The sequence below is a fragment of the Qipengyuania algicida genome (assembly GCF_009828025.1).
Classification (GTDB): Bacteria; Pseudomonadota; Alphaproteobacteria; order Sphingomonadales; family Sphingomonadaceae; genus Qipengyuania; species Qipengyuania algicida.
Map to the genome: position 1 here is coordinate 142,691 of NZ_WTYA01000004.1, position 13,326 is coordinate 156,016.

At 60.0% G+C, this 13,326-nt stretch carries 12 protein-coding genes; 5 read left to right on the forward strand and 7 right to left on the reverse strand.

What is annotated here, in order from left to right; translation table 11 throughout:
• Positions 1–41: 41 nt before the first annotated feature.
• From GRI58_RS06650 to dusB, 3 genes are read right to left on the reverse strand one after another with little or no spacing between them, the layout of a single operon-like run.
• Entirely contained in the window at positions 42–1,457 is a 1,416-nt protein-coding gene (locus GRI58_RS06650; protein WP_160752800.1) for a sigma-54-dependent transcriptional regulator, read from the reverse strand.
• A 4-nt stretch (positions 1,458–1,461) separates the two neighbouring features.
• Positions 1,462–2,526 (reverse strand): two-component system sensor histidine kinase NtrB, encoded by a 1,065-nt coding sequence (locus GRI58_RS06655; protein WP_160752801.1) that lies wholly within the window; start codon positions 2,524–2,526, stop codon positions 1,462–1,464.
• Entirely contained in the window at positions 2,523–3,539 is a 1,017-nt protein-coding gene (dusB, locus tag GRI58_RS06660) for a tRNA dihydrouridine synthase DusB (RefSeq protein ID WP_160752802.1), read from the reverse strand. Before dusB ends, GRI58_RS06655 begins: the two co-directional genes overlap by 4 nt.
• A 77-nt stretch (positions 3,540–3,616) precedes the next feature.
• Here dusB and GRI58_RS06665 point away from each other — a divergent pair, with 77 nt between their 5' ends.
• Positions 3,617–4,783, forward strand: a complete 1,167-nt coding sequence (locus GRI58_RS06665; protein ID WP_237452151.1) for a bifunctional 2-C-methyl-D-erythritol 4-phosphate cytidylyltransferase/2-C-methyl-D-erythritol 2,4-cyclodiphosphate synthase — start codon at positions 3,617–3,619, stop codon at positions 4,781–4,783.
• On the forward strand, positions 4,780–5,313 hold the full coding sequence (locus GRI58_RS06670; protein ID WP_160752803.1) for a CinA family protein: 534 nt from the start codon (positions 4,780–4,782) through the stop codon (positions 5,311–5,313). Before GRI58_RS06665 ends, GRI58_RS06670 begins: the two co-directional genes overlap by 4 nt.
• On the opposite strand, the gene GRI58_RS06675 is transcribed toward GRI58_RS06670, so the two are convergent.
• Together GRI58_RS06675 and lipA are read right to left on the reverse strand one after the other, a co-directional pair.
• Positions 5,283–5,735, reverse strand: coding sequence for a type II toxin-antitoxin system RatA family toxin (locus GRI58_RS06675; RefSeq protein WP_160752804.1), 453 nt, complete (start codon positions 5,733–5,735; stop codon positions 5,283–5,285). The genes GRI58_RS06670 and GRI58_RS06675 overlap by 31 nt on opposite strands.
• A complete protein-coding gene (lipA, locus tag GRI58_RS06680) occupies positions 5,735–6,700 on the reverse strand; it encodes a lipoyl synthase (RefSeq protein ID WP_160752805.1) in 966 nt (321 codons plus the stop codon). The genes GRI58_RS06675 and lipA overlap by 1 nt, the downstream gene beginning before the upstream one ends.
• 59 nt (positions 6,701–6,759) lie before the next feature.
• Between lipA and GRI58_RS06685 the strand changes: the two genes are divergently transcribed.
• Both GRI58_RS06685 and GRI58_RS06690 read left to right on the forward strand, forming a co-directional pair.
• On the forward strand, positions 6,760–7,398 hold the full coding sequence (locus GRI58_RS06685; RefSeq protein WP_160752806.1) for a carbonic anhydrase: 639 nt from the start codon (positions 6,760–6,762) through the stop codon (positions 7,396–7,398).
• 39 nt (positions 7,399–7,437) lie between these two features.
• Positions 7,438–8,148: an NYN domain-containing protein gene (locus tag GRI58_RS06690; protein WP_160752807.1), complete on the forward strand. Its 711-nt coding sequence runs from the start codon at positions 7,438–7,440 to the stop codon at positions 8,146–8,148.
• Positions 8,149–8,207: 59 nt separating this feature from the next.
• Here the strand turns inward: GRI58_RS06690 and GRI58_RS06695 are convergent, their stop codons facing one another.
• A complete protein-coding gene (locus GRI58_RS06695; RefSeq protein WP_160752808.1) occupies positions 8,208–9,527 on the reverse strand; it encodes a tetratricopeptide repeat protein in 1,320 nt (439 codons plus the stop codon).
• A 343-nt stretch (positions 9,528–9,870) separates the two neighbouring features.
• On the opposite strand from GRI58_RS06695, the gene gyrA reads away from it, so the two are divergent.
• The gene (gene gyrA, locus GRI58_RS06700) at positions 9,871–12,636 is read left to right on the forward strand and encodes a DNA gyrase subunit A (protein ID WP_419957032.1); all 2,766 of its coding nucleotides are present in this window, start codon (positions 9,871–9,873) and stop codon (positions 12,634–12,636) included.
• Here the strand turns inward: gyrA and GRI58_RS06705 are convergent.
• Complete coding sequence (locus GRI58_RS06705; RefSeq protein ID WP_160752810.1) at positions 12,633–13,310, reverse strand: lysoplasmalogenase family protein; 678 nt, start codon at positions 13,308–13,310, stop codon at positions 12,633–12,635. The genes gyrA and GRI58_RS06705 overlap by 4 nt on opposite strands.
• Between the last annotated feature and the right edge of the window lie 16 nt (positions 13,311–13,326).

Below are 13,326 nucleotides of genomic sequence, written 5' to 3' on the forward strand. Positions count from 1 at the left end.
CGCTGTTGCCGAGATGCAAGGGCAAATGCGACGAAATGCATTTAAGTTCGTTTGGAGAAGCTGCTTGCATCAATATCCAGGTCCAAAATGCGCTTGCGAAGTGTGTTCCGATTGATTCCGAGCAACCGCGCGGCGGCCAATTGGTTGCCGCCGGATTGCGCCAGCGCATATTCGAACAAAGGCAGTTCGAACGCCGCCACGGCGCTATGATAGACCGTTCCCGCAGTTGGCCGATTCTCCTCGAGCCATTGCATCAGCGATCGTCCAAAACCTGAGCCAGAATCATCTGTGACATCCGCTGCAGGTTGGGATGTATCGACTTCTCTTACCGCCGTCACATCGATCGTATCGTCGCGCGCCATGAGCGCCAGACGAAACACGACATTGCGCAATTCGCGCACATTCCCGCGCCACGGCCGCTTTGCCAGTTCTTCGACCGCACCCTCGTCGATCGACCGACGCGGCAGCCCCTCCGCCTCGGCCTGTGCCAGAAAATGGCGAGCCAGCGGACCGATATCCTCAAGCCGCTCGCTCAAAGGTGGCAATCGGATCGGCACGACATTGAGGCGATAGAACAGATCTTCGCGAAACGTCCCTGCGGCGATCATCGGCTCGAGCGCGCGATTGGTCGCCGCAATGATCCGGACATCGACTGCGATCTCCTGCCGGCCACCTACGCGTCGAATGCGGCTTGATTGAAGGGCACGTAGCAACCGGGTCTGCGCCTCAGGCGGCATGTCGCCAATTTCATCGAGAAACAATGTCCCACCATGGGCCTGTTCGAACTTGCCGATAACCTGCCCGACCGCACCGGTGAACGCGCCCTTCTCATGCCCGAACAGCTCGCTTTCGAGCAGATCGCGAGGAATAGCAGCCGCATTGACCGCAACTAACGGTCCTTTGCTGCGCTTTCCGAGATGATGAATGGCCTCGGCGACGAGTTCCTTACCAGTCCCGGATTCGCCCGTCACCAGCACACTCAGATCGTTGCGCAACATGCGGGTGATCATGCGGTAAACCCCCTGCATGGCAGGGCTGCGCCCAATGAATGGGAGGCTTTGTGAAGCCGGTTCCGGCTCCTGCGCGTCAGTTCTTCGACGCGATACGGCTTGTCCGACGGCGCGGACAAGTTCGTCAAGATCGAAGGGCTTGGGAAAATATTCGAAAGCGTCGCTGTCGCTCGCGCGAATCGCGGTATCGAGGGTGTTCTGCGCTGAAAGGACGATGATCGGCATATCGGGAGCACGCTCGCGTACGCTCGCGATGTCCGATAAACCGTCGCCATCGGCTAAAACAACGTCGGTCAGCAAGACGTCAAAGGACTGCTCGGCCAGCAAGACGTTCCGCTGCGCCAATTCGCCGCAAGCGGTGACCTCGTAGCCTTCCTCCCGCAAAGCTTCGCCAATTACAGTGGCGATTGCCGGATCATCCTCCACCAGCAATACTGCAGCTGCCATCGCGTTACTCCCCTCCACCGGCTACCGCCAGATTGATGCGGAATGTTGTCAACCCGGCGCGTTCGTCCCGTTCATGAATGATTCTTCCGCCCATATCGCGCACGAGTTTGCGCACAAGCGCGAGCCCCAGACCTTGCCCCTGCCGTTTGGTGGTTACGAATGGTTCGAACACGTGGTCACGCAAATCCGCGTCGATTCCCGGACCAGAATCGATCACACATATCTCAATCGGCAATCGAACCGCCTTGCCGAAACGGATCGCGTTGAAAATCAGCCCACTTGCAAATCGTGTCCGCACGACGATCGCCGAATTGTCCTGCCCCGCAGTGGCATCCCACGCGTTTGCGAGAAGGTTGATAAGCACCTGTTCGAGCGCATCTGGATCGGCAAGAACATTTGGTAAGGACGGATCGAATTCCTCCAGCATTTCGACTTCGCCGCCCCGCCCTGCCCTTACGCTAGTCATGGCGTTGCGGATGGATTCGTGCAGGTTGCAGGGTACGACGAAAACGTCAGAACTACTTCCCAGCCGCTGCATCCGGTCGATCAGGCCGGCGATGCGATCCACTTCGGTAGCGATAAGCTTTGCCAAGGGGCGATGCTTCATTTCGATCCGCCGGGAAAGCAGCTGGCTGGCTCCACGGATCGCAGAGAGTGGATTCTTGATTTCATGCGCCAGCACGCTCGGCGCGCGCAATTCGATCCGCTCATCCTCCTCACCCGTTTCACTGGGTGCTTCGGACAAAGTGACGACCCGCCATCCGGAGTGATTTGGCAAAGGGGAGCTGGTGAGATTGACGCGCCTTTCGATACCGCCGGCGCGAACGCCGATCCCGCGCGCGATCAGCCGCGCCTCACCGCGAAAAACACTATCGACAACGCGCTTTTCCTGAATAATCATAAAATCTTGCAAAGGCTTACCCGCGAGGCGTCGCGCGCTTCGTCCAAGCATGATTTCGGCCGCGGGATTAGCGGTGCGGACACAATCGCTTTCATCTATCACGATTACAGCAAAGATCAGCGCGGCGATCAGGCTATCGGCGGATGGCGATCCGCCATGTTCGGTCATGCCGCGTGCCGCAACAGAAATGGTTCATAGAACCGATCAATTTCTCCAAGGACAGCAATCGGATCATCTATAAAGTTCACATAATTTCTGAACTCTGCCGATCCCGCCAGACCTTTTGTGTACCAGCCAAGATGCTTGCGAGCGATCTTCACTGCGACTTGCGTGCCGTAATGGTCCAGCATCATGCGATAATGCTCCACGAGCACGGCGTATTTCTCGTTGATCGCCGGATCGAGACGAAACTCGCCGGTCCGCCACCAGTGCATTACCTGGCCGAGCAGCCACGGTTTGCCATAGGCGCCGCGTCCGATCATGATCCCATCGGCACCGGAGTGTTCGAGCGCGGTGGCGGCGTCCTCGATCGAGCAGATGTCGCCATTGGCAATCACTGGAATGCCCACCGCGTCCTTTACCTTGCGGATGAAGCGCCAGTCGGCCTCGCCCTTGTACATCTGGTTGCGCGTGCGACCGTGGACTGTGATCATCTGGACGCCCAGATCTTCGGCAATATGGGATAGCTCGGGCGCGTTCAGGCTTGCGTGGTCCCAACCCATGCGCATCTTGACGGTCACCGGCACCTTCACCGCTTTTACGGTCGCTTCCATCAGTCGAGTGGCCAGCGGCACTTCGCGCATCAGGGCGGATCCGGCCAGTTGGCCGACGACCTTGCGCACCGGGCAGCCGAAATTGATGTCGATGATCTCCGCGCCATTGCCCTCCGCCAGCTTTGCAGCTTCGGCCATGGAGGCCGGATCGCAGCCGACGAGCTGCATCGACACCGGCTCTTCGATCGGGTCCCAAGCGGCTTTCTGGACGCTCTGACGGGTTTCGCGAATGGCCGCTTCGCTGGCGATCATCTCCGTGACGTTGAGACCCGAGCCATAACGCCGCACCAGCTTGCGAAAAGGCAGGTCGGTCACACCGGTCATCGGCGCAAGGATGACCGGCGTATCGATCGAAAGCGGACCAACGCGTAGCGGCTTGACCGCGGGAGGCGTGGGGATTGGGTTCATAACACAGATGCTGCCTAAAATTTGGGCAGCCTTTAGTGCATTGCAGCAGGATCGGCAAGCCGCTAGCCCCCTGCGCAATGGCGATGACCCACGATCAGACACGGCCCGGTTTTGCCGCTGTAGTCGTTGCAGCCGGTACAGGCGAACGCGCGGCGCAGGGACTACCGAAACAATTCGCCCAGCACCGCGGAAAACCCGTGGTGCGCCATTCCGTCGAACGAATGCTTCGCTTCGGAGCAGATCCCGTCGTGGTGGCCATCCCAAAGGACGAGCAGGAACGGGCTGAGCAGGCTCTCGCCGGGCTGCCGGTGCAATACGTGTTCGGAGGCGCCACAAGACAGCTATCTGTACGCGCTGCGCTCGAGGCGCTGGTATCTTCGAACCCCCAAATGGTCCTGATCCATGACGCAGCCCGCCCAGATCTGCAGGGAGAGGTCGTTTCCCGGCTCCTCGCAGCGCTCGAAAGGACCCGCGGCGCGATCCCGGTGCTGCCCGTGGTCGATAGCATTGTGCGGGCATTGGGCCAGACGATGGAAAGCACGGCCAGGCGTGAAGAACTGCACCGCGTGCAGACGCCTCAGGCGTTCCGGTTCGCGGATATATTGTCGGCACATTGCGACTGGTCAGGCGAGCCAGACGCTGGCGACGATGCGCAAGTCCTCCATGCTGCAGGCGGGACCGTCGCGCTCGTGGCTGGCGACCCACGCCTCGCCAAACTGACTTTTGCGGAGGATTTCGTGACCGATCAACCCGCCATACGTGTTGGACAGGGTTTCGACGTGCACCGGCTCGTCCGGGGCGAGGAATTGTGGCTGGGGGGAATTCAGCTCGACAGCGAGATGGGCCTTGCCGGACACAGCGATGCCGATGTGGCGCTCCACGCGCTGGTCGATGCGATGCTCGGGGCCTTGGGCGCAGGTGATATCGGTAGCCATTTCCCGCCCAGCGACCCGCAATGGAAGGGCGCGGCCTCGTCGAAGTTCGTGCAATATGCCGCTGAACTTGTGCAGCAATCCGGCTATACCCTCGCCCATGCCGACCTCACGATCATATGTGAGGCGCCAAAAATCGGCCCGCATCGAGAATCCATGCGCGCGAGAATCGCGGAACTGCTTGGCATCGAAATCGCTAGGATCAGTGTGAAGGCAACGACAACCGAAAAGCTTGGCTTCACGGGTCGCGGAGAGGGTATTGCTGCGCAAGCCGTTGCAACCCTCCAGCTATGCCGGAAGGAACAGCAATGACCCAATCATCACTACTGCCTACGGAGCTGACCGAGCTTGCGCAAAAGGTGATCGACGCCAATCGCGAGGCCGGTCGAACCATCGCGCTGGCAGAGAGTTGCACCGGCGGACTCGTGGCTGCCGCTTTGACCGAGATCGCCGGTTCGTCCAGCGTACTGGATCGATCCTACGTCACGTACTCGAACGAGGCCAAGATCGAAGCATTGGATGTTGCGAGCGATCTTATCGAGACTTTCGGCGCCGTTTCGGTCGCTTGCGCATGGGCGATGGCACAAGGGGCGCTGACGCATAGTAACGCCGATGTCTCAGTCGCCGTCAGCGGTATTGCCGGTCCCGGCGGCGGCAGCGAACTCAAGCCGGTGGGAACAGTGGTTTTTGCTCGCGCCATCCGTGACTCCGATGCGGAGCCGGACGGCGAAATGCGACATTTCGATGGGCCTGGCCGTTCGGAAATCCGTCTGCAGGCTGCGATGTGGGCGCTCGAATTGCTGCTACCCGATCACCCCGGCCCCACCTCTGCGGAACCGTAAAGTTCTTTGGCGCGATTTTCGAACGCTTCCACCATCTTGCGGAAGGCTCGATCGAAATACCGACCGGCCAGTGCTTCGAATACCGGATTGCGGAAGGTGAAATCGACGCAGAAATCGATCTCGCACCCTCCCTCCTGTACGGGCGTGAACGTCCAGCTGTTGTCGAGGTCCTTGAGTGGGCCATCGAGATAGTGGACGTGAATGCTCGAAGGCCGGTTCTTCACCACTTTAGAGGTGAACTTTTCGCGGATCGCCTTGAAGCCGACCAGCATGTCGGCAACCATTTCAGTTTCGCTGTTCGAACGTACGCGCGTTGCTACGACCCATGGGAGAAATTCTCCATAGCGACCGACATCGGCGACAAGATCGTACATTTGCTCGCAGCTGAACGGCAGCCTGCGAGTTTCCCGTATGCCGGGCATCAGCGCGCCGCCTCCACACTCCCCTTCGCAGCCTTGGATGCAAGCTTGGCTTCGCGTGCGGCGCGCATCTGGGCGAAATCGTCGCCCGCGTGATAGCTCGAACGCGTCAGGGGGCTCGATGCGACCTGCAAGAAGCCCTTTGCGCGCGCAATCGAACCATAGGCAGCAAAGGTCTTGGGGGTAACGAATTCCTCGACCGCAGTGTGCTTCGGCGTCGGCTGGAGATACTGACCCATCGTGATGAAATCGACGTCGGCACTGCGCATATCGTCCATCACCTGATGCACTTCCAGCCGTTGCTCGCCCAGCCCAAGCATGATGCCCGATTTGGTGAAGATCATCGGATCGTGGATCTTGACCTCTTCGAGCAAGCGCAGCGAAGCGTAATAGCGCGCGCCCGGACGGATCGTGGGATAGAGGCGCGGAACGGTTTCGAGGTTGTGATTGTAAACGTCCGGCCCGGCCTCACAGATCGCTTCGACGGCAGCGCGCATCTTGCCGCGGAAATCCGGAGTAAGGATCTCGATGGTCGTATCGGGTGTTTCGCGGCGAAGCGCCTGGATCACCTTTACGAACTGGCTCGCACCGCCATCGGGTAAATCGTCACGATCCACGCTGGTAATGACGATGTGTTCCAGCCCCATCTTGCCCGCAGCCACGGCGACGTTCTCCGGTTCCATCGGATCGACGATCCGCGGCATCCCCGTCTTGACGTTGCAGAAGGCACAGGCGCGGGTGCAAACATCGCCAAGGATCATCACCGTGGCGTGTTTCTTGGTCCAGCATTCGCCGATGTTCGGGCAGGCGGCTTCCTCGCACACGGTATTGAGATTGAGGTCGCGCATCAGCCGCCGAGTTTCGTGATACCCCTCGCTGACGGGCGCCTTTACCCGAATCCAGTCGGGCTTGCGCTGGCGTGCGGGGCGTTCCTCGGGGGGCTGCGGAGCGGACGAAAGATCATTCATGCGCGCCCATCTAGTCTTGGGGCTTGCAAGGCGCAATGGCGCGGTCCATTTGGCGCGCCATGAAAACCTATCAAGAGCTATTGGCTGGCTACGACCGCTTTCGTTCGGGCGACTGGAAAAAGCAGCATGATCGCTGGGAAGAACTGAAGGTTGGCCAATCGCCGCAGGTGATGATCATCGCCTGTTCCGACAGCCGCGTGGACCCGGCGCAGATTTTCGATGTCGATCCGGGCGAGATTTTCGTGGTGCGCAATGTGGCCGCCATGGTCCCGCCTTACGAGACCACACCCGGTCAGCACGGTGTTTCCGCCGCGCTCGAATTCGCGGTCGAGTTCCTGAAGGTTCGCCACGTCATGGTCATGGGCCATGGCATGTGCGGTGGCTGCAAGGCGGCACTCAGCAAATCGATGCACGGGGCTGCCCTCGGCGAAGGCGGTTTCATCGACAAATGGGTGAGCCTGCTCGATTCAGCACGGGATCCGATCGCTGCCGAATTCGGCACCGAAGGACGCGTCGCTGAACGTGCCATGGAACAGGCGGCCGTGAAGCTGAGCCTTTCCAACCTGCGTAGCTTTCCCAATGTCGCGGACAAGGAAGCCAAGGGTGAGCTGTTCCTGCACGGCTCGTTTTTCGCCATTTCCGACGGTGTCCTGCATTTGCTCGATCAGGATAGCGGAGAGTTTTCGCCCGCAAGCTAATCGTTGCAAGCTGGGCCGCCCTGCCCCATCTCATGGCGCATGAGTGATATAGAACAAAAGAACATCGCCCTGCTGATCGACGCCGACAATGCCAGCCATGCCGGGATCGACCCGGTGCTGACCGTTCTCGCCGAGCTTGGGCAAGTGAACATCCGACGCGCTTACGGCAACTGGCGCAAGACCAGCCTCAAGGGCTGGGCCGACAAGATCCACCGCTATGGTATCGAACCGCAGCAACAATTCGACCTGACGCGCGGCAAGAACGCCACCGATATGAAGATGACGATCGACGCGATGGACCTGCTCTATCGCGGACGCGTCCACGGGTTCGGCATTATGAGTTCGGACAGCGATTTCATGCCGCTCGCCATGCGCATCAGGCAGGATGGCGTGCCGGTTTATGGCTTCGGCAGCGCTAAGACTCCTGAAGCGTTCCGCGAAGCCTGCACGCGATTCATCGATGTCAGGGCTCTGATCGAGGGTGAACAGGAGGAAGCGCCGTCGAAGGAGGCACCTCGCGAGATCAGCGACGAATTGCTGCGGTTGCTCGTCGATGCCTACAACGCCAGCAAGCGCGACGAGAAAGGCTTTGCGATGCTTTCGGAAGTCGGCCAGCGCGCGGGCAACCGTTCGAGCTTCGATGCGCGCAATTATGGCTTCTCTCGCCTGATCGATCTGGTGGAGGCAATTCCGAATTTCGCGACCGAGCGCCGCGAAAACGGCCAGATCTACATCCGGCGATTGCGCTAGGGCACAAAAAAGGGCGCTGGCCTTGTCGGCCAGCGCCCTGCTCTACTCGATTTTCAATATCAGGAACTCGTTGCCGGAGCCGTAGCGGCGCTTCCTGGCGCAGCGCCCTTCTGAGCCGCATAGAGCGACCAGAGTTTGGCGATATTGGCCCACTTTCCGGTCGTCTTGGCAAAGGTCGCTTCAGCTTCGGCTGTTTTACCCTGCTCGGTCTGCGCGATACCAAGGCGCGTCGTTGCAAGTCCGGTATCGACGCCCGGCATGCCCAATGCTTTCTTGTAGAGAGCTTCGGCTTCGCCAAAGCGCTTGTAGTCGAGATAGGCGTCAGCCACCGTCATTACAGTCGTCAGCTTAGCATTGGGCGCCTCGGCGTCCTTGGCGATGGCCGCAAGATCCTTCTTGTCCGCCTGAATCCGCTGTTGAGCGGTCGTGCGCGACGTAGCCACAAAACTATCGGTGTTGCTTAGCTTGCCGGAGGCAACGCCTGCATCAATGGCTGCCAGAACATTGTTGGGCTGCTTGCGCGGATCACCGTCCTGGATGAACTCCTTGTACATATTGGCAGTGCGCATCCCATCGACCTTCAGCGCGAGGCGCAGCAGGTCATAAACCTGACTTTCACTGTAGTCCGCGCCGTTGAGGTTGATTGCAATCGCATCACCCCAACTGTCGGCGGTCGGATTGGTCTCGGCATAGAGATATGCCATCTGCGATGCCTGATCGTACAGCTTGTTGTTGTAAGCCATGGCCAGACCGCGCTTAAGCATGTCGGCAGGCACCGGCTGATTGGAAGCTTTAAGCTTGGCAGCCGCATCCTCGATGTATTTGACACCGCCCTGGATGTCTTTCTGCTGGAAGTATGTCTCGGCGATCAATCCCTGCGGATCGTCCTTGTTATATCCCAGATCGACGGCCTTTTGCAGGTAATCGCGCGCTTTGGCGTAATCCTTTGCCTGGAACGCCAACTGACCCGCTGCAGCATTGAGTGCGGGAACCTTATCAGCCGGAAGCTTGCCACTCTGCAGCATCATTTCGACGCCTTGAAGGGTGAGGGCCTGATCTTTGGTCTTCTGTCCGATCTGGACCAGCGTATTGCCCGCCGCCATGCGATCGTCATCGGTCTTGACTGCTGCGGTCAAAGTAGGCACCGCCGCCTTCAGGGCAGCCTCGTCAGGAGTTTCTGCCTTCAACAGCGGCTCGATCGGCTTGTAAGCTGCTACGAATTCTTTCGAATAATTGGCCTTCGCGGCCTGCTTTTCTTCCTTAGCAGCCGCCGGGGTCGCTATTGCAGTGGCCGCTACAGCGCCGCCGGCAATCAATGCGAAAGCCGATGCCACCTTGGTGAAAGAGCGGTTGCTGCGTTGTTGGCGAAAAATCGTCATCGTCATCTTCTCCCTTTGTGTGGGGGTGAAATTGCAGGTGCATTGTTCAAAATGGGGTTTGAAACTCGCGGTTGCGGCAGATGCCCCTAATTCGTCCGCATTGCAAATCATGGTGACAGTTCGGCCGTTAACCGCTTTTGAATGGGCAACGGTCCGACCGTTAAGCTGAATGTTAAGGCGACAAGGCGCGCCCGGCAAATGTGGAAAAAGCAGCCCGGAAGGGCTTTCTCGTCCCTCTTCAGGTGGCAATCCCCCTCCCGATAGCCTAGGCTCAGACGGTTTCCCGAGGGCCGAGGCCCGCCAACGATAAAAGCCTAGAAAATTGAACGACGAAACCGAACTGATGGACCCGCCGGCACCCGGCGGTAGCGAATATACCCGCATCGACATCGTCGATGAGATGAAGACCAGCTATCTCGATTACGCGATGAGCGTGATCGTCAGCCGCGCGCTTCCCGATGTGCGTGACGGATTGAAGCCGGTTCATCGCCGCATTCTCTTCGCCAGCCAGGAAGGCGGCTTTGTCGCCGGGCGCCCCTATCGCAAGAGTGCCAAGATCGTCGGCGACGTGATGGGCAACTACCATCCGCACGGTGACTCTGCGATTTACGATGCACTCGCCCGTATGACGCAGGACTGGTCGATGCGCGTGCCGCTGGTCGATGGCCAGGGGAACTTCGGCTCGATGGACCCCGATCCGCCGGCATCGATGCGCTATACCGAGGCGCGGCTGGCGCGGGTTGCCAATTCGCTGCTGGACGATCTTGACAAGGACACCGTCGATTTTGCCGATAACTATGACGGATCGCGCCGCGAACCGACGGTGCTTCCGGCACGCTTTCCCAATCTGCTCGTCAACGGCGCAGGCGGCATCGCAGTCGGCATGGCGACCAATATCCCGCCGCACAACCTTGGTGAAGTGATCGACGGCTGCCTCGCCTTTATCGAGAACCCGGCTATTACGTCGGAAGAACTGTTCGCAATTATCCCCGGTCCGGACTTTCCGACCGCGCCACTGATCCTTGGCCAATCCGGCGCGCGCAACGCTTATACCACCGGGCGCGGGTCGATCCTCCAGCGGGCGCGTCACACTATCGAGGAAACCCGCGGTGACCGGCGCTCGATCGTGCTCACCAGCATCCCCTATCAAGTCGGCAAGTCGGGTCTGGTGGAGAAGATCGCCGAGGCCGCCAAGGACAAGCGGATCGAGGGGGTCTCCGACATCCGCGACGAAAGCTCGCGCGAAGGAATGCGCGTGGTCGTCGACCTGAAGCGCGATGCCACGCCGGAAGTGGTGCTGAACCAGATCTGGCGGCACACCCCGGCGCAAGCGAGCTTCCCGGCGAACATGCTGGCCATTCGCGGCGGAAGGCCCGAAACGCTGGCTCTGCGCGACATCATTCAGGCGTTCATCCAGTTCCGCGAAGAAGTCATCACGCGGCGCACGAAGTACGAGCTGAACAAGGCGCGCGAGCGGGCGCATATCTTGCTCGGCCTTGTGGTGGCCGTTTCCAATCTCGACGAAGTCGTGGCGATGATCCGCAGCGCCCCCAACCCGGCTGAGGCGCGGTCCCGACTGCTCTCCAAGGAATGGCCGATTGGCGATATCGGGCAGTATATCGCACTGGTCGAAGCAATCGAGCCCAACGCCGACGAACATGGTGGGACGTATCGCCTCTCCGAGCGGCAGGTGAAGGCGATCCTGGACCTGCGCCTCCACCGCCTCACTGCATTGGGACGCGATGAGATTGGCGACGAGCTGAAAGAACTCGCCACCGCGATCGAGGAATATCTTTCGATCCTCGCTGACCGCGTGAAGCTGTACGGCGTCATGCGCGGGGAGCTGGAAGAGATCAAAGCGACCTACGCCACGCCGCGCGTATCTGAGATCGCACCCGCCTGGGACGGGCTCGACGACGAGGATTTGATCGAGCGTGACGAGATGGTCGTGACCGTCACCATGGACGGCTATATCAAGCGCACCCCCCTCTCCACCTTCCGCGCGCAGAACCGCGGCGGGAAGGGCCGCAGCGGCATGGCGACGAAGGACGAGGATGCGGTCAGCGAATTGTTCGTCACCAGTACGCACAATCCGGTGCTGTTCTTTTCGACACACGGCAAGGTCTATCGCCTCAAGGTGTGGAAGCTGCCCGAGGGTGGTCCGGCGACGCGCGGACGCCCAATCGTCAATCTGCTGCCCGCATTGGACGAAGGCGAAACGATCCGTACCGTGCTGCCTCTGCCCGAGGACGAAGATAGCTGGGGCGCGCTCTCGGTCGTGTTCGCCACCGCCAAGGGGTCGGTCCGCCGCAACAGCATGGATGCGTTTGCGAACATTCCGTCGAACGGCAAGTTCGCCATGAAGTTTGACGAGGATTCGGAGGACCGCCTGATCGGCGTCGCCTTGCTCGACGAAAGCGACGATGTTCTGCTGGCATCCCGGGCCGGCAAAGCCATCCGTTTCGCCGCCGACGATGTGCGCGAATTCACCAGCCGCACATCCACTGGTGTACGCGGTATGAACCTCAAGGGTGATGATGAGGTCGTCTCGCTCTCGATCCTCCACAAGGTCGGCACCACCAGCGAGGAACGCGAACAATATCTGCGTTTCGCCCCGTGGAAGGCGGACAAGGAGGGCGAACCCGAACTTACCGCCGAACGCTTCGAGGAAATGTCGTCCAGGGAACAGTTCATCCTGACGATCTGCGCCAACGGCTATGGCAAGCTGTCCTCGGCCTACGAATATCGCAGGATCGGGCGCGGTGGACAGGGCATTACCAATATTGATAACATCAAACGCAACGGGCCTGTCGTCGCCAGCTTCACAGCCACTCAGAGCGATCAGCTGATGCTGGTGACCGATCAGGCCAAGCTGATCCGCATCGGCCTCGACACCTTGCGCGTGATCGGTCGCAATTCGGCCGGTGTACGGCTGTTCAACGTCGCTGGCGGCGAGAAGATCGTCGGCGCGGTCAGGCTCGACGAAGAAGAAGCGCCGGAAAACGAGGCCGAAGAAGCAATCGTCGAGGAAATCGTCGGGCGATCCAGCGAGCCGACCGAGCAACAAACCACGATGGACCGCGACGATCCTCCGCCCGAGGAAGTCTAAGCAGTGATAGGGCGAGGACAGATAGCCCTCGCCCGCAAGCTCTGCACGACACCCGTAGTGATCAGGAACTGGCCCACATAGTACAGCGGCCAGATCAGCCACATGGCAAGTGCGGGCGTAATGTGCCCGCTTTCCCTCGCGAAGATAGCGAGGTCAGAGATCACGAACAGTACCGCGCCCAGGCCAACGCGATAGCGCGGAAAGCTGCTCGACCAGGCACACGCCGCCATCACACCGACAATCAACGCATAAGCCGTGGCGAGCACCCAACCGCTGTTACCGAAAGTGAGAAGCGCGGCGATCACTGGTGTTCCGATCAGCAGCGCAACCGCCGCCGCCTTCTGGCTGGATGCCAGAGTGTCCCTGCGGCTACGCAGGAAGAGCCGGATCGCAACCACATGGCCGATGGCGAACAGCGCCCCACCGACCAGGAAACTGACTTCCAGAGCCATGTCGGCACAGGCCTCTGTCGCCATGACCGCGACTAGCAACCAGCCATCGACATTGCGCGCCCTGCGCGCCGCGTAAACGGCCAGCAGCCCCACCCCTGCCCCCTTCCAGACAGTCAGGAACAGGCCCGGAACCGATTCGTCGGCGTAAATGAAATAGCTGATCGCAGCGACGAGGCTGGCAAATAGCCATGGGCGATGTTCGATTAGTGCGCGATGTGGCATCGGATCGAGAGCTAGG